The 26,682-nt window shown below is 67.9% G+C and carries 27 protein-coding genes; 15 read left to right on the top strand and 12 right to left on the bottom strand.

Annotated elements, in window-relative coordinates; genetic code table 11:
* The first annotated feature begins 141 nt into the window (after positions 1–141).
* The 7 genes from ON34_RS26435 (at position 142) to ON34_RS26405 (ending at position 9,262) form a co-directional block, all read left to right on the top strand.
* Positions 142–1,857, top strand: a complete 1,716-nt coding sequence (locus tag ON34_RS26435; RefSeq protein ID WP_040784418.1) for an acyclic terpene utilization AtuA family protein — start codon at positions 142–144, stop codon at positions 1,855–1,857.
* A 70-nt stretch (positions 1,858–1,927) separates the two neighbouring features.
* Positions 1,928–3,079, top strand: coding sequence for an acyl-CoA dehydrogenase family protein (locus ON34_RS26430; protein WP_040784416.1), 1,152 nt, complete (start codon positions 1,928–1,930; stop codon positions 3,077–3,079).
* Positions 3,076–4,674, top strand: coding sequence for an acyl-CoA carboxylase subunit beta (locus ON34_RS26425; RefSeq protein WP_040784413.1), 1,599 nt, complete (start codon positions 3,076–3,078; stop codon positions 4,672–4,674). Before ON34_RS26430 ends, ON34_RS26425 begins: the two co-directional genes overlap by 4 nt.
* Positions 4,675–4,682: 8 nt before the next feature.
* The gene (locus ON34_RS26420) at positions 4,683–6,695 is read left to right on the top strand and encodes an acetyl/propionyl/methylcrotonyl-CoA carboxylase subunit alpha (protein WP_040784411.1); all 2,013 of its coding nucleotides are present in this window, start codon (positions 4,683–4,685) and stop codon (positions 6,693–6,695) included.
* Entirely contained in the window at positions 6,695–7,855 is a 1,161-nt protein-coding gene (locus ON34_RS26415) for an acyl-CoA dehydrogenase family protein (protein WP_040784410.1), read from the top strand. The genes ON34_RS26420 and ON34_RS26415 overlap by 1 nt, the downstream gene beginning before the upstream one ends.
* Before the next feature lie 10 nt (positions 7,856–7,865).
* Positions 7,866–8,642 (top strand): enoyl-CoA hydratase family protein, encoded by a 777-nt coding sequence (locus tag ON34_RS26410; RefSeq protein WP_040784408.1) that lies wholly within the window; start codon positions 7,866–7,868, stop codon positions 8,640–8,642.
* Positions 8,643–8,647: 5 nt separating this feature from the next.
* On the top strand, positions 8,648–9,262 hold the full coding sequence (locus tag ON34_RS26405; RefSeq protein ID WP_040784406.1) for a TetR/AcrR family transcriptional regulator: 615 nt from the start codon (positions 8,648–8,650) through the stop codon (positions 9,260–9,262).
* Positions 9,263–9,476: 214 nt separating this feature from the next.
* On the opposite strand, the gene ON34_RS26400 is transcribed toward ON34_RS26405, so the two are convergent.
* From ON34_RS26400 to ON34_RS26390, 4 genes are all read right to left on the bottom strand, one after another.
* Positions 9,477–9,842: a hypothetical protein gene (locus ON34_RS26400; protein ID WP_040784404.1), complete on the bottom strand. Its 366-nt coding sequence runs from the start codon at positions 9,840–9,842 to the stop codon at positions 9,477–9,479.
* 295 nt (positions 9,843–10,137) lie between these two features.
* Positions 10,138–12,156, bottom strand: coding sequence for a glycosyltransferase family 39 protein (locus ON34_RS26395; RefSeq protein WP_040784401.1), 2,019 nt, complete (start codon positions 12,154–12,156; stop codon positions 10,138–10,140).
* Positions 12,153–12,299, bottom strand: coding sequence for a hypothetical protein (locus ON34_RS36350; protein ID WP_157172436.1), 147 nt, complete (start codon positions 12,297–12,299; stop codon positions 12,153–12,155). Before ON34_RS36350 ends, ON34_RS26395 begins: the two co-directional genes overlap by 4 nt.
* Positions 12,296–13,609 carry a bifunctional glycosyltransferase family 2/GtrA family protein gene (locus ON34_RS26390; RefSeq protein WP_245548204.1) on the bottom strand — a complete coding sequence of 438 codons (1,314 nt, stop codon included), beginning with the start codon at positions 13,607–13,609 and terminating at the stop codon, positions 12,296–12,298. Before ON34_RS26390 ends, ON34_RS36350 begins: the two co-directional genes overlap by 4 nt.
* 156 nt (positions 13,610–13,765) lie before the next feature.
* Here ON34_RS26390 and ON34_RS38175 point away from each other — a divergent pair, with 156 nt between their 5' ends.
* A complete protein-coding gene (locus tag ON34_RS38175; RefSeq protein WP_281032467.1) occupies positions 13,766–13,888 on the top strand; it encodes a hypothetical protein in 123 nt (40 codons plus the stop codon).
* 70 nt (positions 13,889–13,958) lie between these two features.
* Positions 13,959–14,681, top strand: coding sequence for a TetR/AcrR family transcriptional regulator (locus tag ON34_RS26385; RefSeq protein WP_040784399.1), 723 nt, complete (start codon positions 13,959–13,961; stop codon positions 14,679–14,681).
* Positions 14,682–14,868: 187 nt separating this feature from the next.
* On the opposite strand, the gene thiD is transcribed toward ON34_RS26385, so the two are convergent.
* Entirely contained in the window at positions 14,869–15,714 is an 846-nt protein-coding gene (thiD, locus tag ON34_RS26380; RefSeq protein WP_040784397.1) for a bifunctional hydroxymethylpyrimidine kinase/phosphomethylpyrimidine kinase, read from the bottom strand.
* A gap of 90 nt (positions 15,715–15,804) precedes the next feature.
* On the opposite strand from thiD, the gene ON34_RS26375 reads away from it, so the two are divergent.
* Entirely contained in the window at positions 15,805–16,941 is a 1,137-nt protein-coding gene (locus ON34_RS26375) for a GTP-binding protein (RefSeq protein WP_040784395.1), read from the top strand.
* 33 nt (positions 16,942–16,974) lie between these two features.
* Here the strand turns inward: ON34_RS26375 and ON34_RS26370 are convergent, their stop codons facing one another.
* The gene (locus ON34_RS26370; protein WP_040784393.1) at positions 16,975–17,598 is read right to left on the bottom strand and encodes an NAD(P)-dependent oxidoreductase; all 624 of its coding nucleotides are present in this window, start codon (positions 17,596–17,598) and stop codon (positions 16,975–16,977) included.
* Between the two features lie 228 nt (positions 17,599–17,826).
* Entirely contained in the window at positions 17,827–18,909 is a 1,083-nt protein-coding gene (locus ON34_RS26365) for an epoxide hydrolase family protein (RefSeq protein ID WP_040784390.1), read from the bottom strand.
* 87 nt (positions 18,910–18,996) lie between these two features.
* Between ON34_RS26365 and ON34_RS26360 the strand changes: the two genes are divergently transcribed.
* Together ON34_RS26360 and ON34_RS26355 are read left to right on the top strand one after the other, a co-directional pair.
* A complete protein-coding gene (locus ON34_RS26360; RefSeq protein ID WP_040784388.1) occupies positions 18,997–19,641 on the top strand; it encodes a TetR/AcrR family transcriptional regulator in 645 nt (214 codons plus the stop codon).
* 64 nt (positions 19,642–19,705) lie between these two features.
* A complete protein-coding gene (locus tag ON34_RS26355) occupies positions 19,706–20,113 on the top strand; it encodes a VOC family protein (RefSeq protein ID WP_040784385.1) in 408 nt (135 codons plus the stop codon).
* Positions 20,114–20,169: 56 nt separating this feature from the next.
* Here ON34_RS26355 and ON34_RS26350 read toward each other — a convergent pair whose 3' ends face one another.
* From ON34_RS26350 to ON34_RS26335, 4 genes are all read right to left on the bottom strand, one after another.
* Positions 20,170–20,970, bottom strand: a complete 801-nt coding sequence (locus tag ON34_RS26350) for an inositol monophosphatase family protein (RefSeq protein WP_040784535.1) — start codon at positions 20,968–20,970, stop codon at positions 20,170–20,172.
* Positions 20,967–21,818 carry a DUF5919 domain-containing protein gene (locus ON34_RS26345; RefSeq protein ID WP_218003932.1) on the bottom strand — a complete coding sequence of 284 codons (852 nt, stop codon included), beginning with the start codon at positions 21,816–21,818 and terminating at the stop codon, positions 20,967–20,969. Before ON34_RS26345 ends, ON34_RS26350 begins: the two co-directional genes overlap by 4 nt.
* Before the next feature lie 235 nt (positions 21,819–22,053).
* The gene (locus tag ON34_RS26340) at positions 22,054–22,878 is read right to left on the bottom strand and encodes a thioesterase family protein (RefSeq protein WP_245548202.1); all 825 of its coding nucleotides are present in this window, start codon (positions 22,876–22,878) and stop codon (positions 22,054–22,056) included.
* A gap of 71 nt (positions 22,879–22,949) precedes the next feature.
* Positions 22,950–24,194, bottom strand: coding sequence for a KasA/KasB family beta-ketoacyl-ACP synthase (locus ON34_RS26335; protein WP_040784531.1), 1,245 nt, complete (start codon positions 24,192–24,194; stop codon positions 22,950–22,952).
* Positions 24,195–24,233: 39 nt separating this feature from the next.
* Between ON34_RS26335 and ON34_RS26330 the strand changes: the two genes are divergently transcribed.
* Together ON34_RS26330 and ON34_RS26325 are read left to right on the top strand one after the other, a co-directional pair.
* Positions 24,234–24,791: a TetR/AcrR family transcriptional regulator gene (locus ON34_RS26330; RefSeq protein ID WP_040784380.1), complete on the top strand. Its 558-nt coding sequence runs from the start codon at positions 24,234–24,236 to the stop codon at positions 24,789–24,791.
* A 199-nt stretch (positions 24,792–24,990) separates the two neighbouring features.
* Positions 24,991–25,257: a hypothetical protein gene (locus tag ON34_RS26325; RefSeq protein WP_040784379.1), complete on the top strand. Its 267-nt coding sequence runs from the start codon at positions 24,991–24,993 to the stop codon at positions 25,255–25,257.
* Positions 25,258–25,347: 90 nt separating this feature from the next.
* On the opposite strand, the gene ON34_RS26320 is transcribed toward ON34_RS26325, so the two are convergent.
* Positions 25,348–26,016, bottom strand: coding sequence for a TetR/AcrR family transcriptional regulator (locus ON34_RS26320; protein WP_040784376.1), 669 nt, complete (start codon positions 26,014–26,016; stop codon positions 25,348–25,350).
* A 166-nt stretch (positions 26,017–26,182) separates the two neighbouring features.
* Between ON34_RS26320 and ON34_RS26315 the strand changes: the two genes are divergently transcribed.
* The gene (locus tag ON34_RS26315) at positions 26,183–26,629 is read left to right on the top strand and encodes a hypothetical protein (protein WP_040784374.1); all 447 of its coding nucleotides are present in this window, start codon (positions 26,183–26,185) and stop codon (positions 26,627–26,629) included.
* Positions 26,630–26,682: the final 53 nt, after the last annotated feature.

The raw sequence follows: 26,682 nt of genomic DNA, 5'->3' as shown, positions 1-26,682 counted from the left end.
CGGTGGTTCAGCCTGCAATTAACAAGCACGCATGCTTGCTTTTTTCTGCCTGGAGTGTGATGCTGGTCGCGGAACGCGGACTCCACGGATGCGGCATGCGGCCCATCCTGACGGTTCGCCGCACAGGAGGCATTCCCGCTGATGAGTATGCTGGCCGCCGACCCGGACGTGCTCCGGATCGGCAACTGTTCCGGCTTCTACGGTGATCGGCTCAGTGCCATGCGCGAGATGCTCGAAGGCGGGCAGCTCGACGTGCTCACCGGCGATTACCTGGCCGAGCTGACCATGCTGATCCTCGGCCGCGACCGGATGAAGGACCCGAGCCTCGGCTACGCGAAGACCTTCGTCAAGCAGATCGAGGACTGCCTCGGGCTCGCGCTGGAACGCAAGGTGCGCATCGTCGCGAACGCGGGCGGCCTCAACCCGGCCGGTCTCGCGGAGAAACTGCGCAAAGTCGCCGCGGATCTCGGACTGGACGCGAAGATCGCGCACGTCGAGGGCGACGACCTCATCGCGCGCGCCGGTGACCTCGGTTTCGGCGCTCCCCTGACCGCCAACGCCTACCTCGGCGCGTGGGGCATCGTGGAATGCCTGAACGCGGGCGCGGACATCGTCGTCACCGGACGGGTCACCGACGCGTCGGTGATCGTCGGCCCGGCCGCCGCGCACTTCGGTTGGGGCCGAACCGATTACGACCAGCTGGCGGGCGCGGTGGTGGCCGGGCACGTCATCGAGTGCGGCACCCAGGCCACCGGCGGCAACTACGCCTTCTTCACCGAGCTCTCCGACCTGGGCAGGCCCGGCTTCCCCATCGCCGAGATCCGCGCCGACGGAAGCAGCGTGATCACCAAGCATCAGGGCACGGGCGGCGTGGTCACCGTCGACACGGTCGAAGCCCAGCTGATGTACGAGATCCAGGGCGCCCGCTACGCCGGACCCGACGTGACCTCCCGCCTGGACACCATCCAGCTCGCCCAGGACGGTCCGGATCGGGTGCTGATCAGCGGCGTGACGGGCGAGGCCCCGCCGCCCCAGCTGAAGGTCTCCCTGAACACCCTAGGCGGATTCCGCAACGAGATGGAGTTCGTGCTCACCGGTCTGGACATCGAAGCGAAGGCCGAACTGGCGCGACGCCAGCTGGAGTCCTGGCTGCCGACCCGTCCCGCCGAGTTGACCTGGACGCTGGCCCGCCTGGACCGGCCGGACGCCGAGACCGAAGAGCAGGCGAGCGCGCTGCTGCGCTGCGTTGTCCGCGACCCAGATCCGAACAAGGTCGGCCGCGCGTTCTCCAACGTGGCGGTGGAGCTGGCATTGGCCAGCTATCCGGGATGCAGCTTCACGACCCTGCCCGGCAACGGGTCTCCGTACGGCGTGTTCACGCCCGGGTTCGTCGACGCCGCCGAGGTGCCACACACGGCGGTGCTCCCGGACGGCACCCGGGTCGATATCGCGCCGTCCACCGACACAGCCGAACTCGCCGAGGTGGCCGAGCCGCCCGCACCCGAGCCGCTGTCCTCCGGCCAGACCCGCCGCGTTCCGCTGGGCACGATCGCCCTGGCGCGCAGCGGGGACAAAGGCGCGGACGCGAACGTCGGCGTGTGGGTGCGTACCGACGAGCAGTGGCGCTGGCTGGTGCACACACTCACCGTGGCACGCGTCAAAGAGCTGCTCCCGGAGGCGGCTTCGCTCACCGTCACCCGGCATGTCCTGCCCAACTTGCGGGCGCTGAACTTCATCATCGAAGGCCTGCTCGGCCGAGGGGTGGCCTACCAGGCCCGCTTCGACCCGCAGGCCAAGGGACTCGGCGAATGGCTGCGGTCCCGTCACCTCGACATTCCCGTGGAGCTGTTCGCATGATCGGTCAGGCCCGGAGGCGGCAGCTCGCGTCACCACGCAGGGCCCCCGATCATGCGAGAAAGGACACCGCATGACCAAACCCTGGGACACGCCGGAACGCCGCGAATTGCGTTCCACGGTCCGTGGATTCGTGGAGCGCGAGATCCTGCCGTATCTGGACGGGTGGGAGCGCGCCGGAGAGATCCCCCGCGCATTGCACCAGAAGGCGGGCGCACTCGGCCTGCTCGGCGTGCAGTTCCCGGAATCCGCGGGCGGCTCCGGCGGCGACGGCGTGGACGCGATGATCGTGTGCGAGGAGATGCACCAGGCCGGAGCGTCCGGCGGGCTGTTCGCGTCGCTGTTCACCTGCGGTATCTCCGTGCCGCACATCATCGCCTCGGGCAACGCCGAGCAGATCGAGCGCTGGGTGAAGCCCACCCTCGCGGGCGAGCTGATCGGCTCGCTCGCGATCACCGAGCCCGGCGGCGGCTCCGACGTCGGGCACCTCACCACCACCGCCCGCCGCGACGGCGACCACTACATCGTCAACGGCGCCAAGACCTACATCACCTCCGGCGTACGCGCCGACTTCGTGGTCACCGCGGTGCGCACCGGAGGGCCCGGCTCCGCGGGCCTCTCGCTGCTCATCATCGACAAGGACACGCCGGGTTTCACGGTCAGCCGCAAGCTGGACAAGATGGGCTGGCTCGCCTCCGACACGGCCGAGTTGTCCTACGTGGACGTCCGGGTGCCGGTGGAGAACCTGGTGGGCCAGGAGAACTCCGGTTTCCACCAGATCGCGGGGGCGTTCGTCAGCGAGCGCGTCGGCCTCGCGGTGCAGGCGTATTCGAGCGCGCAGCGCTGCCTCGACCTCACCCTGGAGTGGGTGCGCAACCGGGAGACGTTCGGCCGTCCGCTGATCAGCAGGCAGGCGGTGCAGAACACGGTCACCGAGATGGCGCGGCGCATCGACGTCGCGCGGGTCTACACCCGAGACGTGGTGCAGCGCAGCGCCGAAGGCGAGACCGACCTGATCGCCGAGGTGTGCTTCGCCAAGAACACCGCGGTCGAGGCGGGCGAGTGGGTGGCCAACCAGGCCGTCCAGCTCTTCGGCGGCCTCGGCTACATGCGCGAATCCGAGATCGAGCGCCAGTACCGGGACATGCGCATCCTCGGGATCGGCGGCGGCACGACGGAAATTCTCACCGGATTGGCGGCGAAGCGATTGGGGTACCAGTCATGACCATCTTACGAAGCACCCTGGACACCGGGTCGCCCGACTACGCCGCGGCCGCGGAAGCCATGAGCGCCAAGCTCGTCGAGGTCGAAGCCGAGTTCGCCAAGGCCATCGCGGGCGGCGGCCCGGACAAGCTGGCCCGGCACCGCAAGCGCGGCAAGCTGACCGCCCGCGAGCGCATCGAACTGCTCATCGACGAGGATTCGCCGTTCCTGGAGCTGTGCCCGCTGGCGGGCTGGGGCAGCGAATTCCACGTCGGCGCGAGCACCATCGCGGGCATCGGGGTCGTGGAGGGCGTCGAGTGCATGATCGTCGCGCCGGACCCGACCGTGCGCGGCGGCACCTCGAACCCCTGGACCCTGCGCAAGACCCTGCGCATCAACGACATCGTGCGGGAGAACCGGCTCCCGGTGATCTCGCTGGTGGAATCCGGCGGCGCGGATCTGCCCACGCAAAAAGAAGTCTTCGTCCCGGGCGGACGGATGTTCCGCGATCTCACCCGGGCCTCGGCGGAGGGCATCCCGACCATCGCGCTGGTGTTCGGCAACTCCACCGCGGGCGGCGCCTACATCCCCGGCATGTCCGATCACGTGGTGATGATCAAGGAGCGCTCCAAGGTGTTCCTCGGCGGACCGCCGCTGGTCAAGATGGCCACCGGTGAGGAGTCCGACGACGAATCCCTCGGCGGCGCCGACATGCACGCCCGGATCTCCGGCCTCGCCGACTACTACGCGGTGGACGAGCAGGACGCGATCCGCATCGGCCGATCCATCGTCAAGCGGCTGAACTGGCGCAAGCAGGGCCCCGCGCCGCGCGCCGAGGTGATCGAGCCGCTCTACGACCCCGAGGACCTGCTCGGCATCGTGCCGTCGGACCTGAAGATCCCGTTCGACCCGCGCGAGGTGATCGCGCGCATCGTGGACGGCTCGGACTTCGACGAGTTCAAACCGCTCTACGGCAGCAGCCTGGTCACCGGATGGGCCGAACTGCACGGGTATCCGATCGGCATCCTGGCGAACGCGCGCGGCGTGCTGTTCTCCGAGGAGTCGCAGAAGGCCACCCAGTTCATCCAGCTGGCCAACAAGACGAACACGCCACTGCTCTTCCTGCACAACACCACTGGTTACATGGTCGGCAAGGAGTACGAGCAGAAGGGCATCATCAAGCACGGCTCGATGATGATCAACGCGGTGTCCAACTCGAAGGTGCCGCACATCTCGGTGCTGATGGGCGCGTCCTACGGCGCGGGACACTACGGCATGTGCGGCCGGGCCTACGACCCGCGTTTCGTCTTCGCTTGGCCCAGCGCGAAATCCGCCGTCATGGGCGGGGCGCAGCTCGCGGGCGTCATCTCGATCGTCAGCCGGGCCGCCGCCGAGGCGAAGGGCTTGCCGTTCGACGAGGAGGCCGACGCCGGGATGCGCGCCATGGTGGAGGCGCAGATCGAGGCCGAGTCGCTGGCGATGTTCATGTCGGGGCGGCTCTACGACGACGGCGTCATCGACCCGCGTGATACCCGGACGGTGTTGGGAATGTCCTTGTCGGCCATTCACAATGCCCCGATCAAGGGCGCCGAAGGCTTCGGCGTCTTCCGAATGTGAGGCCGCGGATGGAAATCACGAACGTCCTCGTCGCCAACCGCGGCGAAATCGCCCGCCGGGTCTTCGCGACCTGCCGCCGCATGGGCGTGGGCACCGTCGCGGTGTACTCCGACGCGGATGCCGCCGCGCCGCACGTCACCGAGGCGGACGCCGCGGTGCGCCTGCCCGGCAATACGCCCGCGGAGACCTACCTGCGCGGTGAGCTGATCATCGAGGCCGCGCTCGCCACCGGCGCGGACGCCATCCATCCCGGATACGGATTCCTTTCCGAGAACGCGGAATTCGCCGAGGCGGTGCTCGACGCCGGGCTGGTCTGGATCGGGCCGCCGGTCGAGGCGATCGAGCAGATGGGTTCGAAGGTCGCCGCGAAGAAGATGATGGACGCCGCCGGTGTCCCCGTGCTCGCCGAGCTGGACCCGGCCGAGGTGACCGAGGAGCATCTGCCGGTGCTGATCAAGGCGTCCGCGGGCGGCGGAGGGCGCGGCATGCGGGTGGTGCGCGACCTCGCCGACCTGGCGCCGCAGATCGAGGCCGCCCGCCGGGAGGCGGAATCCGCGTTCGGCGATCCGACGGTGTTCTGCGAGCGGTACCTGGAGACCGGCAGGCACATCGAGGTCCAGGTCATGGCCGACATCCACGGCACGATCTGGGCGGTGGGCGAGCGCGAGTGCTCCATCCAGCGCCGCCATCAGAAGGTCATCGAGGAGGCGCCCTCGCCGCTGGTGGAGCGCACCGAGGGCATGCGGGCGCGGCTGTTCGAGGCGGCCCGGCTGGCGGCCGGCGCGATCGGCTACACCGGCGCGGGCACCGTCGAGTTCCTCGCCGACGAGCAGGGCGAGTTCTTCTTCCTGGAGATGAACACCCGTCTGCAAGTGGAGCACCCGGTCACCGAATGCACCACCGGGCTGGATCTGGTCCGGCTGCAATTGGATGTCGCCGCGGGTGACGCCTTGCCCGCCGAACCGCCCGCGATGCACGGGCATTCGATCGAGGTACGGCTCTATGCCGAGGACCCGGCGCACGACTGGCAGCCGCAGAGCGGAACGGTGCACCGAATCGAGATTCCTTCGGTGCGTACTGAATTCGATCTGCTCGATCGCCCGGGCGTACGCCTGGACACAGGTGTGGTGGACGGTTCGGTGGTCGGCGTGCACTACGACCCGATGCTGGCCAAGGTCATCTCGTACGCTGAAACAAGAAGTGCGGCAGCGCGATTGCTGGCCGCGGCGCTGCACCGGGCGAAGATCCACGGTCTGGTCACCAACCGGGACTTGCTGGTGCGGGTGCTGCGTCATCCGGCGTTCCTGGCCGGGGACACCGACACCGCGTTCTTCGAGACGCACGGCTTGGCTGCCCTCGCCGCGCCGCTGGTCTCGGAACCCGACGAGGCGTTGTCCATCGTGGCCGCCGCTCTCGCCGACGCGGCGGCGAACCGCGCCGGGGCGCGGGTGGGCGGCGGGCTGCCCAGCGGATGGCGGAACCTGCCGTCGCAGTCGCAGCGCAAGTCCTACGAGAGCCGCGCCACCGGGACGCACGAGGTGGGCTACCGGTTCGGCGGGACCGGTCTCACGGTGGACGGTCACGACGGGCTGACCCTCGTCGAGTCGGCGCCGGATCGCGTCGTGCTGTCCGTTCCGGGCGAACGGGGCCCGGTGCGCAGGCAGTTCGATGTCGCGCGCTACGGCGACCACGTCTACGTCGACTCGCCGCTGGGACCGGTGGCCGTGCGCAGGCTGCCCCGGTTCAGCGATCCGGCCGACCAGGTGGCCACCGGCTCGCTGCTGGCCCCCATGCCGGGCAGCGTGATCCGGCTCGGGGCCGAGATCGGCAGCCATGTCCAACAGGGTCAGCCGATCCTGTGGCTGGAGGCGATGAAGATGGAGCACACCATCGCCGCGCCCACCGCGGGCGTGCTCAGCGCCGTCAACGTCACCGTCGGCCAGCAGGTCGACGTCGGCGCCGTGCTCGCGGTCGTCGAACCCGCCTCGAACGACGAGACCAACGAAAACCAGGAGATCTGATGGGCTTCATCGAAACCGACGAGCAGAAGGCGCTGCGGGCCGCCGTCGCGGCGCTGGCCGCGAAATACAACTACCGCGACTACGTGCTGCCGAAGGCGCGGAAGAACGAGCCGCTGGACGAATTGTGGAATGAAGCGGGCAAACTCGGGTTCCTCGGGGTGAACCTGCCGGAGGAATACGGTGGCGGCGGCGCGGGCATGTACGAGCTGTCGCTGGTGATGGAGGAACTGTCCGCGCAGGGCGCGGGCCTGCTGCTCATGGTGGTCTCCCCGGCCATCTGCGGCACCGTCATCACCAGGTACGGCACCGACGAGCAGAAGCGGGAATGGCTGCCCAAGCTCGCCGACGGCTCCGGCAAGATGGTCTTCGGCATCACCGAGCCGGACGCGGGCTCCAACTCCCACCAGATCACCACCACCGCCCGCCGCGACGGCGAGGACTGGATCCTCAACGGCCGCAAGATCTTCATCTCCGGCGTGGACCAGGCCGAGGCGGTGCTGATCGTGTCCCGCACCGAGGACCACAAGACCGGCAAGCTCAAGCCCGCCCTGTTCATCGTGCCGACCGACGCCGAAGGCTTCACCAAGACGGCGCAGGAGATGGACATCATCGAGCCCGACCACCAGTACAGCCTGTTCCTCGACGACGTCCGGCTGCCCTCGACGGCGCTGGTCGGCAAGGAGGACGCGGCGCTGATGCAGCTGTTCGCCGGTCTGAACCCGGAACGCATCATGGGCGCCGCGATGGCCATCGGCCTGGGCCGCTACGCCATCGACCGCGCCGTGGAATACGCCAGGGAGCGGGCGGTGTGGAAGACGCCGATCGGTGCGCACCAGGGCATTTCGCATCCGCTCGCGCAGGTGAAGGTCGAAGTGGAATTGGCCAAACTGATGATGCAGAAGGCCGCGACCCTCTACGACGCCGGTGACGAGATGGGCGCCGCTGAAGCCGCCAACATGGCGAAATACGCGGCGGCGGAGGCCAGCATCAAGGCGCTCGACCAGGCCATTCAGACGCACGGCGGCTCCGGCCTTACCAGGGACGTCGGGCTGGCCGCCATGCTGGCCGCCGCGCGGATCGGCCGGATTGCGCCGGTCAGCCGGGAAATGGTGCTGAACTTCGTCGCCCAGCACTCGCTGGGCCTGCCGAAGTCGTACTGAGAGGGAGCGCATGACCGAGACGGGTCCGTTCGTCCGCTACGAGTCCAGCGGTGGTGTGGCGACGCTCACGTTCGACTCGCCGCACAACCGCAACGCGCTGTCGTCCAAGCTGGTCGCCGAGCTGCTGCGCGGCCTGGACGACGCGGCGGCCGACGACAAGGTGCGCGTCATCGTGCTCGCGCACACCGGCAACACCTTCTGCGCGGGCGCGGATCTCACTGAGGCGAGTGACGCCGATCCGGCCGTGGCCGCCGACGAGCGCACCCGGGTGATGATCGGTGTGCTGCGCAGGCTGGTGGAGACGCCGAAGCCAGTGATCGCGCGAATCGACGGCAATGTCCGTGCCGGCGGCATGGGCATCGTGGCCGCCTGCGACATCGTCGTGGCCGGGCCGGGCAGCAGTTTCGCGCTCACCGAGGTACGGATCGGCCTGGCGCCGTTCATGATCTCGCTGACCCTGCTGCCGAGGCTCAGCCCGCGCGCGGCCAGCCGGTACTACCTGACCGGCGAGAAGTTCGGCGCCGCCGTGGCGCAGGAGATCGGCCTGGTCACCGTCACCGCCGACGACCCGGCGGCCGAGGTGGCGCGGCTGTGCGCGGAGGTGCGCAAGGGATCGCCGCAGGGTCTCGCGGAGGCCAAGCGGCTGGTCAACGCGGACATCCTCGCTCGGTTCGACTCCTCCGCCGAGGAACTCGCGCAGCGTTCGGCGCGCTTCTTCGGCACCCCCGAAGTGCACGAGGGCATGCTGGCCTTTTTGCAGCGTCGCCCGCCTAGCTGGGCAGAATAACCACCATGGCGACACCCCACGAACCGAAGCAGGACCGCAGCCGAGCCACTCGGCAGCGCCTGCTCGAGGCGACCATCGACTGTCTGGCCGAAATGGGCTGGGCGGCCGCGACGGTTGCCGTGGTCGCCGAGCGCGCCGGGGTGTCCCGTGGTGCGGCCCAGCATCACTTCCCGACCAGGGAGGATCTGATCACCGCCGCGCTGGAGTACATGTTCGACACGCGCAGCGGGCAGGCCGTGCAGGAGGCGGCGACGTTGACCGAGCTGGGCGACGGACCCGCCCGCACCGAGGCGGTGGTGGCGGGACTGGTCGAGTCCTACACCAGTCCGCTGTTCAAGGCGGCCCTGCAGGTGTGGACGCACGCCGCCGCCGATCCGGCGCTGCGCGAACGCATCGTCCCGCTGGAGGCCCGCTTCGGTCGCGCGTCACACCGCCGCGCCGTCGAGGCCCTCGGCGTGGACGACTCCGACCCGGTCGCCCATCATCTGGTCCAGGCGACCCTGGACATGGCCCGCGGCCTCGGTTTGGCCGACGTCCTCACCGACGACTCGGCCCGTCGAAAGCGAATCGTGCAGCAGTGGGCCGCGACGCTGCACGCCGCTCTGCACGGGACACGCTGAGCCCGCTGCCGGGCCACTAGGCGCGGCATGAGCAGCAACGGATGATCGCGGAGATGTACGGCAAGAATGTCGCACTCACCGAGGCCGTTCGCCGCCTCCTCGAATCCTCACCGCCTCGACAGCGGGGCTGCCGCGCTGGACGCGGGGAGCGGCTACTCATGGAGATGGCGACGGCCCCGCTGCTGCCAGCGGGGCCGATTCGCGCATCAGGTGGTCAGCACAATCCCTGCTGCTCGAGCCGCCCGGAATCGATGGCGTAGGAGGAGGCTCCGATCGCGGCCCCGATCAGTCCGACGATGATCGCGCCGGGGATCGCGCCGACGAAGAACACCGGCAGCCCGACGAGCGCACCGATGGCGGCTCCGATCGCCGCGCCGATTCCGGTGCGGAGCTCGATCGTGTCACCGGGCGGCAGGCACGCCTTGATGTAGGTCACCTGCGGGGGTTCGCTGGTCGCCGCCGCGATCGGTGCGGCGTTGTCCACCGGCGCCGCCGACGCGGTGGAGGCGAATCCCACGGCGAGCGCGGTTGCGACGAGTGCGCTGACCACCGTCACGGCCAGCTTCGTGAAAGCATTCAACTGTTTCCCTGAGTGTTCGCGGTGTACGCGTGACCTGATGGTGGCCGGGGCCCCGGCTCCCGACCCGAAGCCGTCACGTACCGAACATCATCGCTGGCGTTTTGCCGGGTGCCAAGAGCCCGCCGCGGTCTCGCGGCCATGTCACACTCGCCCATCCCGTGTCCCTTCCGGGAACGGCCTCGATGTCGAACAGTCCGCCGATAGCGTCTACGCGTCGGGGATCACACCGCCAATCCGCGTTGGGCGGCGATGCGGCCCCAGCAGCTGCAGGGCTGCGGGGCCGCGTCGCGTGGTTTCAGCGGGTGGCAGTGAGGTCGTACAGGGTGACGCCGTCCACCTGTGTGGCGGTGAAGTTCTCCTGCACCCACTGCGCGATCTGCGCGCTGGGCGAAGAGCTCGAAGAACCGGGACCGCCACGGCCGCCGCCGACGAAATAGTGGATCTTTCCTTCGGCGACATACTGTTCGAACTGCTCCAGCGTCGGCGACGGGTCGCTGCCGTTGAAGCCGCCGACCGGCATCACGGGCAGTTCGGTGGCCAGTTGCAAGCCCGCGGCGCTGTTGGAGCCGATGGCCGCGGCCACCCACGTGTAGTCGCCGCCGTTCTGCTCGAGCAGGGACACGACCTGCGCGCTCGGCTCATTGGCCCCGAGGAGCCCGCCGATTCCACCGCCTCCGTTGGGGCCTGGACCACCGTCCCCGGTCGCGCCGCCGGGCATCGCGCCCTGCCGACCCCTTCCAGGCACCGGCGCAGACCCGGGGGACCACCCATTCGGTGCTTGCCCGTCCTGCGGTGGAGGCCCGATGCCGATCATCACGTCGCCCCACGGAGGTCGATTGCCGTGCATCGCGACGTTCGGCCCGGCCGAGGGAATCGAACCGGCGTGCGGGGTGGCGATCGTGTCCACCGCATAGGCGACCGGCCCGGCCAAGGCGGTGAACGCGACTGCCAGCGCCGAGACCACGGCCAGCTTCCGCGGCGCGGGGAAGGCGACGGCGAGCGTCGCGATGACGCCGACGACCAGCACGGTCCAACGCAGCCATGGCTGCCACTCGGCACTGCGGGACAACAGCATCCACGCCGTCGCCGTGGTCAGGCCAACCGCCAGCGCCGACGCCAGCCGCACGCTCAGCCTGCGGCGCGCCCGCCACAGCAGCACCGCACCCGCGCCGACCAGCGCGGCGACCGCCGGGGCCAGCGCGACGGTGTAGTACTGGTGGAAGATGCCCGCCATGAAGCTGAACACCAGCCCGGTCACCAGCAGCCACCCGCCCCAGAGGATCAGCGCCGCACGCTGCTGATCGGTTCGACTGTTCTTGCCACGCAAGATGATTCCTACGACAAGCGCGACGAGAGCCGCTGGGATCAGCCACGCGATCTGGCCGCCTTGGGCGGGTTCGAACAGGCGCGTGATGCCGGTGCTGCCCCACATGCCGTTGCCGCCGGAGGGGAGTTCGCCGCCGGGGCCGACGCTGCCGCGTTCGTTGCCGTTGAGCCGTCCGAGGCCGTTGTAGCCGAGGGTCAGCTCCAGGATGGAGTTGGTGTGCGAGCCGCCGATCCACGGACGCGACGAGGCGGGCCACAACTCCACCGCCAGCAGCCACCACCCGGCGGCCAGCACCATCGCCGCGCCCGCCGCGAACAGCTGCACGATGCGTTTGCCGAGCTTCGGCGGACCCGCGATCAGGTAGGTGAGCGCCAATGCGGGCACCACCAGCAGCACCTGCAATTGCTTTGTGAGGAAGCCGAATCCGATCAGCACGCCGGTCAGCACGAGCCAGCGCCAGCGGCCGTCCTCCACCGCACGCGTCATCGCCCACGCCGCGGCGACCATCAAGAACACCAGCAGCGCTTCCGGGTTGTTGAACCGGAACATGAGCGCCGCGACGGGAGTCACCGCCAGCGCCGATCCCGCGATCAATCCGGCGGCGGGTCCGAACGGCCTGCGCACCGTGGCCCACACCAGCGCGACGGTGGCCACGCCGAGCAGTACCTCCGGCACCAGGATGCTCCAGCTGTTCAGGCCGAACGCACGCACGGACAATTCCATCAACCACAACGAGGCGGGCGGTTTGTCCACGGTGATCGAGTTCGCGGCATCGGAGGATCCGAAGAAGAACGCCTTCCACGACACCGAACCCGCCTGCACCGCAGCGGAATAGAACGCGTTGCCCCACTTGTTCGCGCTCAGATTGCACAGATACGCCACTGTCGTGCCGATCAGCAGCACCGCGAGCGCCGGGTATTCCCAGCGAAGTTGGGATTTCGGTCGCGGTTCGGCCGCGATCGGCGTCGTCGTGAGTGTCGCCGTCACCGGTGGTCTCCTTTACGGTCGAGCGCGATGCGAGCGGGCTTGAACGCGAGCCGGGCGAGATCCGTCCGTGACGGTCGGGCGACCGAAGGACGGGCGGCGCGTCGTTCGGCCGCATCCGGTTGCGTAGTGAGTGTCGCCGTCACCGGTGGTCTCCTTCACGGCCGAATGCGATGGGAGCGGACTTCGCTTGGGCCGGAACCGTCCTGCGATGTTCGGCAGGGTCGCGGTGTTCGGGCGCGCCCGAACTATTGCGGAAAACCCACCGCAGACCGACGAACCGCAACAGCGTCGCCACCAGATTGGCCAGTACCAGCACGGACAGCTCCAGATGCACCGCGGCCCCCGGCGCCCACTGATGCAGCGCGAACAGCGACCCACTGGTGAGCGCCAACCCGACCCCGAAGATCACCAGACCTTGGAATTGGTGCGAGACGACCCCGGTCGAGCCGCGCACCCCGAAGGTGAACGCCCGGTTGGCCGCGGTGTTCGCCACCGCCGTGATCAGCAGCGCCGCGAAGTTCGCCACCTGCCCGCCGGTGAACGATTGCAGCACGACATACAGCCACAGATAGGCCAGCGTGCTCAGCACGCCGACGATCGCGAACCGCACCAGCTGTCCCACCATGCCCAGCGGCACGCCGGGCACCAGCGGTTCCCGGCCCACCGCACGGCGCAGTTCCTCCAGCGGCAGCGCGCCGGTGGCCAGTGCCCGTCCGAGCCGCCAGATGCCGCGCAGATCTTTGCGCGCGGTGTCGATGATGTCGACCCGGCTGTCCGGGTCGTCGATCCAGTCCACCGGCACTTCGTGAATCCGCAGCCCGACCCGTTCGGCGAGCACCAGCAGTTCGGTGTCGAAGAACCACTCCCCGTCGCGGACCAGCGGCAGCAGGCGGCGGGCCACGTCGGCGCGCATCGCCTTGAACCCGCACTGCGCGTCCGAGAAGTGCGCTCGCAGTGAGGCTTTCAACAGCAGGTTGTAGCAGCGGGAGATGATCTCACGCTTCGGTCCGCGCACCACGCGGGAGGCGGAGTCCAGCCGGGTGCCGATGGCCAGGTCGGAATGGCCGGTGATCAGCGGTGCGACCAAGGGGAGCAGCGCGTTGAGATCCGTGGACAGGTCGACGTCCATATACGCGACAACCTGCGCGTCGGAGCGTTCCCACACCGCACGCAGCGCCCGACCGCGGCCCTTGGCGGCCAAGTGCACTACGCGCACGTCGGACAGGTCTTCGGCGAGCAACTGTGCCACCTGGAGCGTGTCGTCGGTGCTCGCGTTGTCGGCGATCGTGATGCGCGCCGGGAACGGGAACCCGTCGCGCAGGTAGGCGTGCAACCTGCGCACGCACACGCCCAGATCGGTTTCTTCGTTGTAGACGGGTATCACCACGTCCAGCACGGGCGGCCCCGTGGTCTCGGTTCGTTCCGTCGCCGCGACGGTCACAGTCTCGGTCATGCGGACCAGACTCGACGTCGACGCTGGTGCCGAGCTGGGCCCGAGCTGTGAGGTTGCTGGGGGTGGGCCACGGCTGTGCCGCGCCCGTGGCGGCCCGGCATAGCGTACGGTCGATGACAGCGGGACCACTCAGGTTCTCCGAGCAAAGGACCACGATTGTCCGACAAATCTCCGCGCAGTTCCATGTCCAAGAAGTCCGGGAAGACCCTCAAGGAAAAGCGAGCGGAGAAGAAGGCGAAGGCCGCGGGCGATAGCGGCGCCGATCCCAAGAAGCGCTGAGCGCCGCCGACCACCCCGGCCGACGGCCGGGTACCGGTACCGGTGGCGGCAGGTAGCATCCGGATTCGTGATGCGTAGCGGCCCGAGACCAGATGAGGTGCCGCGCAAGCGTGTCGATGCTCGCACCGAGCGCTGGCGTGAGCATCGCAGGAAGGTTCGCGGCGAGTTCGTGGACGCGGCGTTTCGTGCGCTCGACCAGCACGGCCCCGGTGTCAGCATGGGCGATATCGCCAAGGAGGCGGGAGCGGCCAAGCCGAAGCTGTATCGCCATTTCGAGGACAAGGCCGACCTCTACAACGCGATAGTCGACCGCGTCGGCGACATGCTGTGGGAACGCATCACGGCCAGCTTCGACCTGACCAACGATTCGGCCGGTGAACTCGTCCGCCGCGCGGCCTCGGAATACGTACTGGTGGTGTCACAGCACCCGAACGTCTTCCGGTTCATCCTGCACAGCCACTACACGCAGCGATCCGACGACTCCGACCGCGCCCTGCAATCGGCCAGGCAGTCGGCCACCCGCGCCGCCGAGCTGTTCGCGGGGGCATCGGGCGACGAGTCGGTACCGATCGCGAGCACGGAACTGGTCATCTATTCGATTTTCGGTGCGGTGGCCTCGGCCACCGACTGGTGGCTCGGCGCGAACCGGCTCCAGACACCGACCATGCCGATCGAGCAGTTCGTCGCCTACCTCGCCGAGATCATCTCCGCGCTGGTGGCGGCGAACGCGCGGCTCAACGGCATCGTCATCGATGCGGGCCGTCCGCTGCACCTCGCCGTTTCCCGTATGTGACCGTGGCGCCGCCCGGGCGGACGCCGAGGCCGGTTGTCGCATACACACCGAACGCCGTTGTTCCGATTGCCTTCGCCGTTGAAGCCACCTGTGTTTGCGACGACCTCAGTATCGCAGTGCCCACCGACAAAATGGTGCCGCGCCGTGCGGCGTACGGGAAGTCGATGTCTCGCTGAGCGGTGCCCGATCAGTTCTCGTGCAGCCGCCACAGCGGGGATACCGGCCCGTGGCCCGCGCCGAGATCGTAGGACGCGGCGAGGCAGCGGTAGGTCCACTCCTTGGCGAACTCCACCGCCTCCGGAACCGGATAGCCGTGCGCCAGCGCGCAGGCGATCGCGGCGGCCAGCGTGTCGCCGCCGCCGTGGTCGTTGCCCGTCGCGATGCGCGGCGCGGTGAACTCGAGGAACTGCTCGCCGTCGAACAGCAGGTCGGTGCTGTATTCGGAGGAGCGCAGGTGCCCGCCTTTGACGATCGCCCATCGCGGCCCGAGCTTGTGCAGCGCCTCCGCCGCGCGCCGCGCTGAATCCTCGTCCTCGACCTCGATGCCGGTGAGTAGCCTGACCTCGTCCAGGTTCGGCGTGACCACGGTCGCGAGCGGAATCAGGGTGTCGCGCAGCGCGTCCAGCGCCTCGATGTGCAGCAGCGGGTCGCCGTGCATCGAGGCCGCCACCGGATCGACGACCAGCGGAATGTGGCCGTCGCGACCGATGCCGACCTCCTGGCACACCGCCGCGACCGCCTCGATGATCGCGGTGGAGGCCAGCATGCCGGTCTTGGCCGCGCCGACGCCGATGTCACCGACGACCGCGCGCACCTGATCGGCCACGATCCGCGGCGGGATCTCGTGGAAGCCGCTGACGCCCACCGAGTTCTGTACGGTCACCGCCGCCACCGCCACCAGCGCGTGCACTCCGCACAGCGCCATGGTGCGGGTATCGGCCTGGATTCCGGCGCCTCCGCCGGAATCGGTACCGGCAATGGTGAGCGCCCGGACGGGGGTCTGCCCCTCGGCGGGCAGTGGCAGCAATTTCACGTCACAAACCCTACGGCGATCCGGCCGCGTCGCCACGGGCAACCGCAGCCCGAAGAGCGACAGCAAATGAAAATCGTTATCATTTACCGCATGGACTCCGATCTGCTTCCCGTCACCGTGCTGTCCGGCTTCCTCGGTGCGGGCAAGACGACGCTGCTCAACCACATCCTCGCCAACCGGGAGGGCCGCCGGGTGGCGGTCATCGTCAACGACATGAGCGAGGTCAACATCGACGCGGCGCTGGTCGCGGGACAGGGCCACCTCGACCGCACCGAGGAGAAACTCGTCGAGCTGACCAACGGCTGCATCTGCTGCACGCTGCGCGAGGATTTGATCGAGGCCGTCGCCAGGCTGGCCCGCGAAGGCCGGTTCGACCAGCTGGTGATCGAGTCGACCGGTATCTCCGAGCCGATGCCGGTGGCCGCGACCTTCGACTGGGAATTCGAGGACGGATTCCGGCTCGGCGATATCGCGCGGCTGGACACCATGGTGACCGTGGTCGACGCCTCGACCTTCCTCGCCGAAGTGGCGCGCGGGCAGGCGCTGGCCGAGCGAAACCTGCAGGCGGGCGACGGTGACGCCCGCACCATCGCCGATCTGCTGGTGGACCAGGTGGAATTCGCCGACGTCCTGCTGGTCAACAAGACCGACCTGGTCGGCGCCGCCGCGGCGGGAGCGGTGGAAGCGACGGTGCGCAGGCTCAATCCGCGCGCCCGGGTGCTGCGCACCAGCAACGGCGTTGTCGACTTGGCGGAAGTGCTGGACACCGGCCGCTACAACCCGTTGCTCGCGGCCGAGACCGAGGGATGGGCGGAGGAACTCGCCGGTGGGCACACGCCCGAGACCGAGGAGTACGGCATTCGCAGCCTCACTTACACCGCAGACCGGCCGTTCCACCCGCTGCGTCTGTCCGAAGCGTTGGACCAGCTGCGCGGGCTGCTGCGCAGCAAGGGATTCTGCTGGATCGCGAGCCGCTCGACGCTGGCCGCGGTCTGGTCGCAGGCCGGGCCGAACCTGGTCTTCGAACCCGCCGCCTGGTGGTCGTCGTTGGAGGTGCCGCCGGGGCAGGAGATCGTCTTCATCGGAATCAAGCTGGATTGCGACGGGGTCCGCGCCCTGCTGGACGCGGCCTTGCTCACCGACGCCGAGTTCGCCGAGGGGCCGGGCGCGTGGGCCGAGTATCCCGACCCGTTCCCGGCTTGGGGCGAATTGCACGAACACGCATGAACCCGCTGCGTCGCAACGACTTCTGCGCCGTTCTCAGTTGGAGATGCCGGGCGCCTGATGGAGGTAGGTCGTGTCGGTCAGTTGCTCGATCATGAAATCGGCGATGTCGGCGCGGGCGATCTTCAGGGTGAGACCGCGCTCGCCCGCCGGGAACCCGCGCCGGTAGCTGCCGGTGCGCGGTCCATCGGTGAAGGCGCTCGGCCGCACGATGGTCCAGTCCAGGTCGCTGGCCATGACGTACTCCTCCTGCACGACATGGTCGGCGTAGGCCGGACGCAGCAGGAGCCCGAACATCACGTATTTCCACAGGAAGTTCAAGTTGCCCTTGCTGTCGCCGACCCCGAGGGTGGTCTGGCAGATCAGCCGTTTGACGCCGGTGCGGTTCATCGCCTCGATGATCGCTTTGGTGCCGCCCGCCCGCACGACGCCCTTGCGGCCGTTGCCGAGCGAGATCAGCACCGCGTCCTGTCCCTCCACCGCACGCTGCACCGAGTTCGTATCCAGTACATCGCCTTCCACCACGCGCAGCCGCCCGTGCCGCTGCCCGACGCTCGCCGCGTTGCGGGTGAACGCCGTGACCTCGTGCCCCTCCTGCAGGGCCCGCTCGACGACGAGACGTCCGACGGTGCCGGTGGCTCCGAAGACCGCGATTTTCATGGTGTGTGTCTCCTTGCTCGAAGGCTCTTGTCCTGTTGGTGAATCCAGTACATCAGCGGGAAGCGAGACGAGCCATGGCCGTGAGTCTCGATGACATAAGCGACTGTCTCGTGCGTTGCGCATGCGCTCGGCCCGCACCCAGGTGTGATGTGCGGGCCGAGAGAGGTGCTGGAGAGCTCAGTTGAGCCATAGCGCGGCCGGGGCCGATCGGATACCGGCGGCGGCTGGTCAGCGGAACTGCGCGAAGAACTCGGCGATCTCACTCGCCATCAACTCGGGCGCGACGTGGTGCAGGTAGTGGGTGAACACGTCGTGCGTCCGCCAGGACACGATGTTGTGATCCCGCTCGGCGAAGCGCCGGATGCCGTGGAAATCGCCGTTGGAGCCGGAGAGGGCGAGCGGCACCGTGGTGGGTGTGGTAGGACGCTCGGCCTTGTCCTTCTCGAAGTAGTGCCGGATCGCCGAACCCGCGGTGCCGGTCAGCCAGTGGATCGCGATGTTGGTGAGCACGAAGTCGTCGTCCAGGTCCGGGCCGAGCAGCTGGCCGTTCCAGCCGACCAGTCCGGCGGGCGAGTCCATGATCGCGTGCGCCAGCGTCTGCGGCTGCTGGGATTGCAGGACGTTGAAGCCCATCTTGTTCTTGACGAACCAGTCCAGGGTGGCCAGCGACTGCTGCTCGTCCTCGGTGAGGTCGGCCAGCTCGGCCGGGTCGCCGGACGGGAACGAGTAGACCTGCGCGACGTGCACGCCCACCACGTTGTCGGGTGCCACCCGCCCGAGCTCCGGCGAGATCGACGATCCGCCGTCGTTGCCCACCGCGCCGTAGCGGGTGTGGCCCAGTCGTCGCATCAATTCCGCCCACGCGCGGGCGATCCGGGCGTCGTTCCAGCCCGCCTCGGTGGTGGGGCCGGAGAATCCATACCCGGGCACGGACGGGATCACCAGATCGAATCCGGCCGCGGTGAGCGGCTCGATCAGGTCCAGGAATTCGACGAAGGTACCCGGCCAGCCGTGCGTGAGGATCAGCGGAAAGGCGTTGTCCTGCTCGGCTTTCACATGCAGGAAGTGGATGTTCTGTCCGTCGATCTCGGTGGTGAACTGCGGGTAGGCGTTCAGCGACGCCTCGACCGCGCGCCAGTCGAACCCATCGCGCCAGTAGTCGACCAGGTGGCGGACGCGCTCCACGCTCACCCCGTAGGTGTCGCCCGATCCGGGGATCTGCTCGGCCCAGCGGGTGCGGGCCAGCCGGTCGCGCAGGTCGTCCAGGTCGGCCTGGTCGACGTCGATGCGGAAGGGGGTGATCGCGGTCATGTCCTGCTCCTCAGTGAAACGGAATGCTCTGTTCTGTTTGGACGGTATCAGAACGGATCATTCCGTTTCAAGTGCTATTCTGGATTCATGCCCAAGACATGCGACGCCCCAGCTCAGAAGGGTCTACCCGGCCGCAAGGCGCAGGCGGCCCGCAACGACGGCCTGATCCTGGAGGCCGCCCGCGCGGTGTTCCTCGCCGACGCCACGGCCCCCATCTCCGCCGTCGCGGACCGCGCCGGTGTGGGGATCAGCGCGCTGTACCGCCGCTATCCGAGCAAGGAGGCGCTGCTGCGCACGCTCTGTTACGACGGCCTCCGCCGATACAACGTGGAAGCCGATGCGGCGCTGGAGGATCCGGACGGCTGGCGCGGCCTGGTCGCGTTCCTGGAGCGGGTGGTCGACGCGGACGTGCACTCGCTCACCGTGCATCTCGCGGGCACCTTCACCCCGGACGACTCCATCCTTCCTGCCGTCCAGCACTCCGGACGGGCGACCGAGGAGATCGTGCGCCGCGCCCACGCCACCGGCAAGCTGCGCCCGGACGTCACCCCGCAGGATCTCGCGTTGATCCTGGAGTCCTGCGCGGCAATCGCGGTGCCGAGCCCGGAGCGCACCGCCCAGCTACGCCGTCGAGTGCTCGCCATGCTGGTGGCCGGGCTCAGCGCGGACGGTGATCTGCCCGGCCCGCCTCCCGCGCCGGACGAGTTCGCCTGGCGCTGGACGCGCCGATGAATTTCGCCGCGTGCGGCGGTCTGCACTGGTACGAAGACCGCTGTCCGCCCGAAAGGATGTCGCCGTGAACTGGACACTCGAGGTCGTGATCGTGCCCGTATCGGACATCGACCGAGCCAAGGAGTTCTACGCCGAAAAGCTGGGTTTCGCCGTCGACCACGACACCAAGATCGCCGACGGCGTCCGCATCGTGCAGCTCACCCCGCCCGGTTCGGGCTGCTCGATCGTCATCGGCGCGGGTGCCGTGCCGGACATGACACCCGGATCGCAGCAGGGCCTGCAACTGGTGGTCAACGATCTGCTCCGGGCGCACAAAGAACTGGTCTCCCGCGGCGTCGAGGTGACCGAGATCCAGGTCCTCGGCGAGAACCCGACCCCCATGCCCGACCCGCTCGACAACGTCGGTTTCTTCTTCTTCACCGATCCCGACGGAAACGGCTGGGCCGTCCAGCAGATCTCCACCCGCCCCTGAGCAAATCCGGCGCGGTCAATGGCCGACGGCAAACCGAGTCCTCGTTGTGCCGTTGATCAGCGGATCGATTTGTTGAGCAGAGTCACGAGTTCGTCGGCGACGGCGGGGGATGCGGCGATCGTGTCAGGAGAGTCGAGGCTGTGCCGACGGGGTGTGGAGTCGAGGACGACGGCACCGGCTTCGCGGGCGATGACCACCCCAGCGGCCGTGTCCCAGGGCTTATTGGACAACATGACGCACGCATCGGTCCGCCCCTCGGCGACCCACGCGAGATCGAGGGCGGCCGATCCGAACATTCGTACGCGTTCGACTGTCGCCGCCAGTGCGGCGGTGAGGGTTATGCGACGCTTGTTCTCCAGTTCCGCCTCCGCTCCGACCGCGTAATCGCCAATGGACACGATTGCCCGGCCGAGTATCTCGGTACGACTCGCATTGATCGGCTTGTCGTTGCAATAGGCGCCCTGACCGGCGGCAGCGTAGTACTCGAGGCCGAGGAATGGTGCGCCGATGACTCCGATTACCGGTTCGCCGTCGTGAACCAGACCTAGCGACACCGCGCAGAGCGGTACTCCATGGATGAAGTTGGACGTTCCGTCGATCGGGTCGAGAACCCACATGAACGGTTCAGTGCTAACGGTCGGCCTGTCATCGAATTCCTCACCCAAGAAGCCGAAGCCGGGTGTCTCCTCGGCCAAATATCGCCTGATGTGGTCTTGAATCCGGCGGTCCAGGTCGGTCACGTAATCGCGGTCGCTCTTGGTGTCGACGGTCCCTCGATCAGCCGTGCTGAGGAGTTCGGCACCTTGTTCAACACCTGAACGGGCGATCGTGAGTAGTTCGTCTCGATTGACTGTCATACCGTCGGGACCTCCCGCGCGCTGGACCACATAGTTTCGAAGACTTCGGAGAAAGTATCGAATAGCCCTGGTGAATCGGATTTTCGAGCGACTAGCGTTGGAGATTCGACCCCTCGGGCTCTCGGTAGGTAGGGCTGGACGATGCAGACCGCCGAGTCGACGATCGTGATATTGAAGCGGACGGTCTCATCGTAGGTGCGGATCTGGATTGACTCTGCCTGCTGTGTGGCGTACCTCTTCTGCACTCGTATCAAGCACTGCATGTTGAGTTCGGTAAGGCTCGACAGCACGCCGGGTGCATGACCCTCCTCGGCCTCCCGTACTCGGATATGAGTCCCCTTCGGGTTGAGAAATAGGCAGCGAAGCGTGGCGCCCGACTCGAGTAACTTCATGAGGTCGGTATCCGAATACTGCTGGCAGAGCAGATTCAATGACAGGCCAGCCATATCGATCCGCCGACTGTTCTCGAACAGCTTCCGTGGGGGCATGGCATGGAGGAAGTCCGTTCGGTTCGCGAAGACCGCCTCGACGTCGGACATGAGTCGATCGGACGGTGCTGCCGCCGTCTGGGCTTGGCGTGTCAGTTGGATATCGCTGGGATTCTCGCAGTCGTCGAAGAGTTCATCGGCCGCCCAACCGGGGAACATTGCTTCCAGAATCCGGCGATGATGGGGGTACGGCAGGCTTGTGACGTTTCCGGAGAGCCAGCGATAGAACTGGGCCTTCTTGGGACCGGCGCCGACGAGTTCGGGTTCGGATCGACGTGCGATTCGGTCGTACTCGCGGTTGAACGCAGAGACGGTCTGGAGGTGGCGTTGTTGCAGTAAGGCTTTCAGTACGGTTCCCACCGGTACACCACCTCTCGGGTCCTCCTTCGCAGGACCCATCAGCGCGGACGTCGTCCGCATCCGTCACCGCATCTGTAGTGAACACCCCGGTGAAATGTCCCTCGCTGTCGCGAGGATCATTCTGTCCCAACACGCCGGGCACAGCGGGCACTGTATGCAATTCCTCGGCGCTCTGAAGCGGTCATCGGTAGTGTGCGGATGACGTTGGAACGAGCGCCGGGTGGCTCGTCCTCGACTATCGGGTGCCCAGGAACAAGGTTTGCGTGCTGCGCCCCAAGGGGCCCTTCTCGTCGTAGAGCGACGATTCGGCCATGCCTATGCCGTGGGGTTGGGGATAGGTGACGGCGTCGAGGCAGACCCATTCGCCTGCTGGTTGGCGGTGCAGGGTGACCGTCAAATCGGTGTTGATGAACAGGTACTTCGACCAGTCCAGCACCGCGCTGACGCCATTTCCGGAATCGGCGGCCGCGAGGGTGCGTTCGAGTGGGCTCGGATCGGTGCCGGCGACGATCGGGTGCTTGATCCTGATCCAGCAGATCGCGGGGCCCGGTTCGGTGAAAGAGCCGCTGACGAAGCGGTATTCGATCGCGGTGTGGAAGCCGACCGGCTGGGCGGATGGGAACTGGGCCGACGCCGACGCCTGCTCGGGGCCGGGGCGCGAACCCGTGGGCACGAAGCGTTCCGGCACCGGCAATTCCGGGTCGGCCAGCTTGAATCGCCAGGCATTCGCCCGCATCACAGGTCCGCGATCGGTGGACAGCGTGGCCTCGATCAGCTCGACGCTGCGGCCGGGCCGGGCGACGCGGGCTGTCGCCGTCAGCGGTGCCAGCGGCACCGGGCCGAGGATTTCCACCGCGACGCGCCCGACCTGGAATCCCGGTCGCGGCTCGCACCGCTCGATCACGTGACCGAGCAGCGCGGAGGGCGGCCCCGCGTGCTGGGCGTCCGGTGACCACGGACCACGAGTGAGCTCGGTGGAGAGGAATCGATCCGGGTGCTCCGGATCAGGCAGGTAGAAGGCATCACGCACTCCTCGGCTCACCCGCTGACGTTCGCTCACGTCGTTGTCCTTCTTTGGGACGATCGGTCGGTTGTGTATCGACTGTAGCCCGAATCGCGACCGGGTAGCGGTCAGACCCGGCCGAAGGCGAGGGCGACGTTGTGACCGCCGAATCCGAACGAGTTGTTCAGCGCGAAGTCGATGCGCTGGGGTCGCGGCGCGCCCGCGACGATGTCGAGATCGATCGCCGGGTCGCGGTTGTCGAGATTCAGGGTGGGTGGAACGACCTGGTCACGCAGGGTGAGCATGGTGACCAACGATTCCAGGGCTCCGACCGCTCCGATCGAATGCCCGAGCGCGGATTTGGGGGCGTAGACCGACGCGTCGGGCACGACGGACGCGATGGCGTTGGCTTCCGAGGCATCGCCGATGGACGTCGACGTGGCGTGCGCGTTGACATGCTGAATATCCGAGACCCGCAATCCCGCGGTCTGGATGGCCTTGCGCATGGCACGAGCAGCGCCGATCCCCTCCGGTTCAGAGGCGACGATGTGATAGGCGTCCGACGTGATGCCCGCTCCGAGCACCCGGCCGTGTGCGGTGGCGCCGCGGGCTCGAGCGTGTCGCTCGGACTCGAGCACCAACAGGGCGCCCGCCTCGCCGAAGACGAAGCCGTCGCGGTCCCGGTCGAACGGGCGCGAGGCGCGTTCCGGCTGGTCGTTGCGGGTGCTCATGGCGCGCATCATGGCGAAGCTCGCGATCGGCACGGCGTCGATATGGCCTTCCACCCCGCCCGCGACCACCACGTCCGCCTCGCCGGTCGCGATCAGCCGCCACGCGTGCGCGATGGCTTCGGAACCGGACGAACAGGCCGATACGGGTGCGAAAACACCTGCTCTGGCGCCGATTTCGAGTCCGACCGTGGCCGCGGGCCCGTTCGGCATCACCATGGGCACCGACATCGGCGACACCTTGCGGTATCCGCCGTCGCGAATCGCGTCGACCGCCGAGATGAGCGCGTCGCCGCCGCCGAGTCCGGTGCCGATGGCCACGGCCAAGCGCTCTCCGTCCACCTCGGGCGCGCCCGCCGAGCGCCAGGCCCGGCGGCCGAGCACCAGCGCCATCTGCTCGACGTAGGAGTGGCGGCGCTGTTCGACCCGGGTCAATTCGGCGCCGGGGTGTGACTTCAGCTTTCCGCCGATGCGGACCGGCAGGTCGTATTCGGCCACGAAATCGTCCTCGAGCACGCCGATCCCGCTGCGTCCCGCCAGCAGTTCGGACCAGGTCGTGTCCATGTCGTCGGCGAGCGAGGTGGTCGCCGCGTATCCGGTGACCACGACCGAATCTCCAGTTTCTGAAGCGATTGTTACAGTCACGATGTCATGAATACCTGTACCGATCGCTACAGTCAACTCATGGCCCGTCCCCTCGACCACGCCAAACGCGCCGAACTCCTCGCCGCCGTCGTGCGCTACATCGCCGATCACGGCCTCGCGGACCTGTCGCTGCGCCCGCTGGCCGCCGAACTCGGCACCAGCTCGCGCATGCTGATCTACTACTTCACGACCAAGGAAGAACTCCTGGTCCAGGCACTCGCGACCCAGCGCCCCGATATCGCGGCCCTGTTCGCCGACATCACCGACGTGGCCGAACTCCGCGACCGGCTGTGGGACTTCTGGACCGCCAACACCTCGGGCGCGGGCGTCACGAGCGTCAAGGTGATGCTCCAAGTCCTCGGTGCGGCCTGTGCTCCGCGCAGTCCGTACGCCGACTACGCCACCGCGGCCATTGCCACTTTCATCTCGGCGCTCACCGACGGGCTGCGCCGTCTCGATGTCGCCGACGATCCGGAAGTGGTAGCAACGCTGCTGGTCTCGGGGCTACGCGGCATACTCCAGGATCGATTGATCACCGGCGAAGTCGAGCGGACCGATCGTGCCGCCCGGCTTCTGATCGACCAGATGCTCCGCTAGCGGGCGGCAGCGCCCGAAGGTTGTCGGCCTGGCCGAGAAGTGGTGCTGGTGTGACGTGTCCCTCCGGCGCGTTTCCCCCGGCTCCCGATTGGTCAATCATTCACGCGGCGGAACGTCGGCCCGGCGCGGCGGACGTCCGAACCACCTCAGATCGACTATCGGGCAAGAGAAATGCGCCGAGCGCGCACCAGGAGGACAAGTGCGATTCATCAAGGCCAGCACCATCGCCGTGCTACTGGCCGCCGTCACCGTGGCCGGAGCAAGCCCGGCGTACGCCGATGAGCCCGCTCCCAGTGGGCCCGACGAGAACATCTGGATCGACGTCAACGTGCTGGGATGTTCTTTCGGCGCCGGGCTCGGTGCGGACGTCCTGCTGGCTCTTACCGCGGGCAGCGGTTCGAGCGCCCGTGTCTCCTCCGGATTGGCAACTCGCCTCCGGATCGCCGGTTGCCTGCCGTGGAACTGACGGTCCACTCGGACGAAGGTCTATCCGGCCGCCGCCTGGCGTGAATCGAACCGCGCCGCAATGGTTCCATCAGCCAGTGGTACTTGGTTTTCAGGCTCGGCGTCCCGCGTCGACGACGGTGATGAAGCGGGTCAGGTCGGCGATGAGGGTCGGCGCCGAGTTGGCCGTGTCGTGGTGATGTAGCCAATCGGTGACCAGTTCGAAGACGCCGCCGATGGTCGCGAGCGCCAGCGCCAGGCGTCCACGCTGGTCGTCCGCGTCTTTCGCGGGTCCCTCCGACCACTGCCGGTCCAGGAATGCCGCCGCCCAGCGTCGATTGCTCCGTCGTTGCCGCTCGACGGCGGGCGAGATGCCACCCGCCTCGCCGAAGGTCACCTTGCCCAGTCGCGGATCGTCCGTGATGGCGTGCACGAAGGCGCCGACGATCGCCTCCACGCGATGGGGCCATGTCGCGTCCGCGACCTCGGCGGCGACGTCGGCGACGCGTTGCTGGATCTGTGCGGTCACCTGCTCGAGCAACGCGATGTAGCAGGCTTCCTTGCTGTCGAAATGATCGTAGAAGCCCTTGGTGCCGACGTAGGCGCGCTGGCAGATCTGCTCGATGGATGTGCCCGAAAACCCTTGTTCGGCAAAGAGTTCGGTGGCGGCGTCGAGCAGTTGGCTACGCCGCTGGGCGCTACGCTGCTCGGCGTCGAGGCCACGGATCCGGCGCCGGGATCCGGGAGCGGCAGGCCGCGCGGCGGAGGTGCTGCGGGTCATGTCTCGACGATAGCCGCCGGACCGGCCGGCGTGTCCGCCGCGCCGGTGCTTAGAGAGCGGCGTACCCGGGTACCGCCGCTACACGAGCGTCTCGATCTTCGACACCAGGCCGGTCAGCCTCGCGGAGATCACGACCGCAACCCGGAGCAGACGAAGGAGCGAGGTCATGACCGACCGACCGGACGTTCGTCACCTCAGGCCCGAGGGCGTCGACGACGCCACCGTCGCGGCCACCGGGAAGCTCTCCGAAGCGCTGGAGACCACCGAGCGCGCCCGCGGCCACCTGTACGCCTTCCATCAGCTGACCGGCCGCGCCGACCTGATGCTCGACCTCGCGGTGGACCTTTTCCGCATGGCGGGTCACTTCGAGATCGCCGACCGGATCTCCACCGAGTTGATCGGCCGCAACGTTCTCCCGGGACGCTGGACATTCCAGGTCGTCGAGGAATACGACGACGGATACTTCGACCTGTTCCGCAGCATCGAACGAGAGGTCCGGGATGAACTCCTCGACGGCCGCCGCCACATCTACGAGGCCGAGATGAAGGAAGCCCGCCGCACCCACGGCCTGCCGGACCACTCCGCCACGCCGGAGTCGACCGAAGGCAACTGACCAGGACAACTGGCGCGGGCTGCGCCGCATCGGCCAATTTCAACAAGAGCTCT

Origin of the sequence: Nocardia pneumoniae NBRC 100136 (assembly GCF_000308755.1) — a bacterium.
Classification (GTDB): Bacteria; Actinomycetota; Actinomycetes; order Mycobacteriales; family Mycobacteriaceae; genus Nocardia; species Nocardia pneumoniae.
This window is presented reverse-complemented; position numbering and strand designations above follow the sequence as displayed.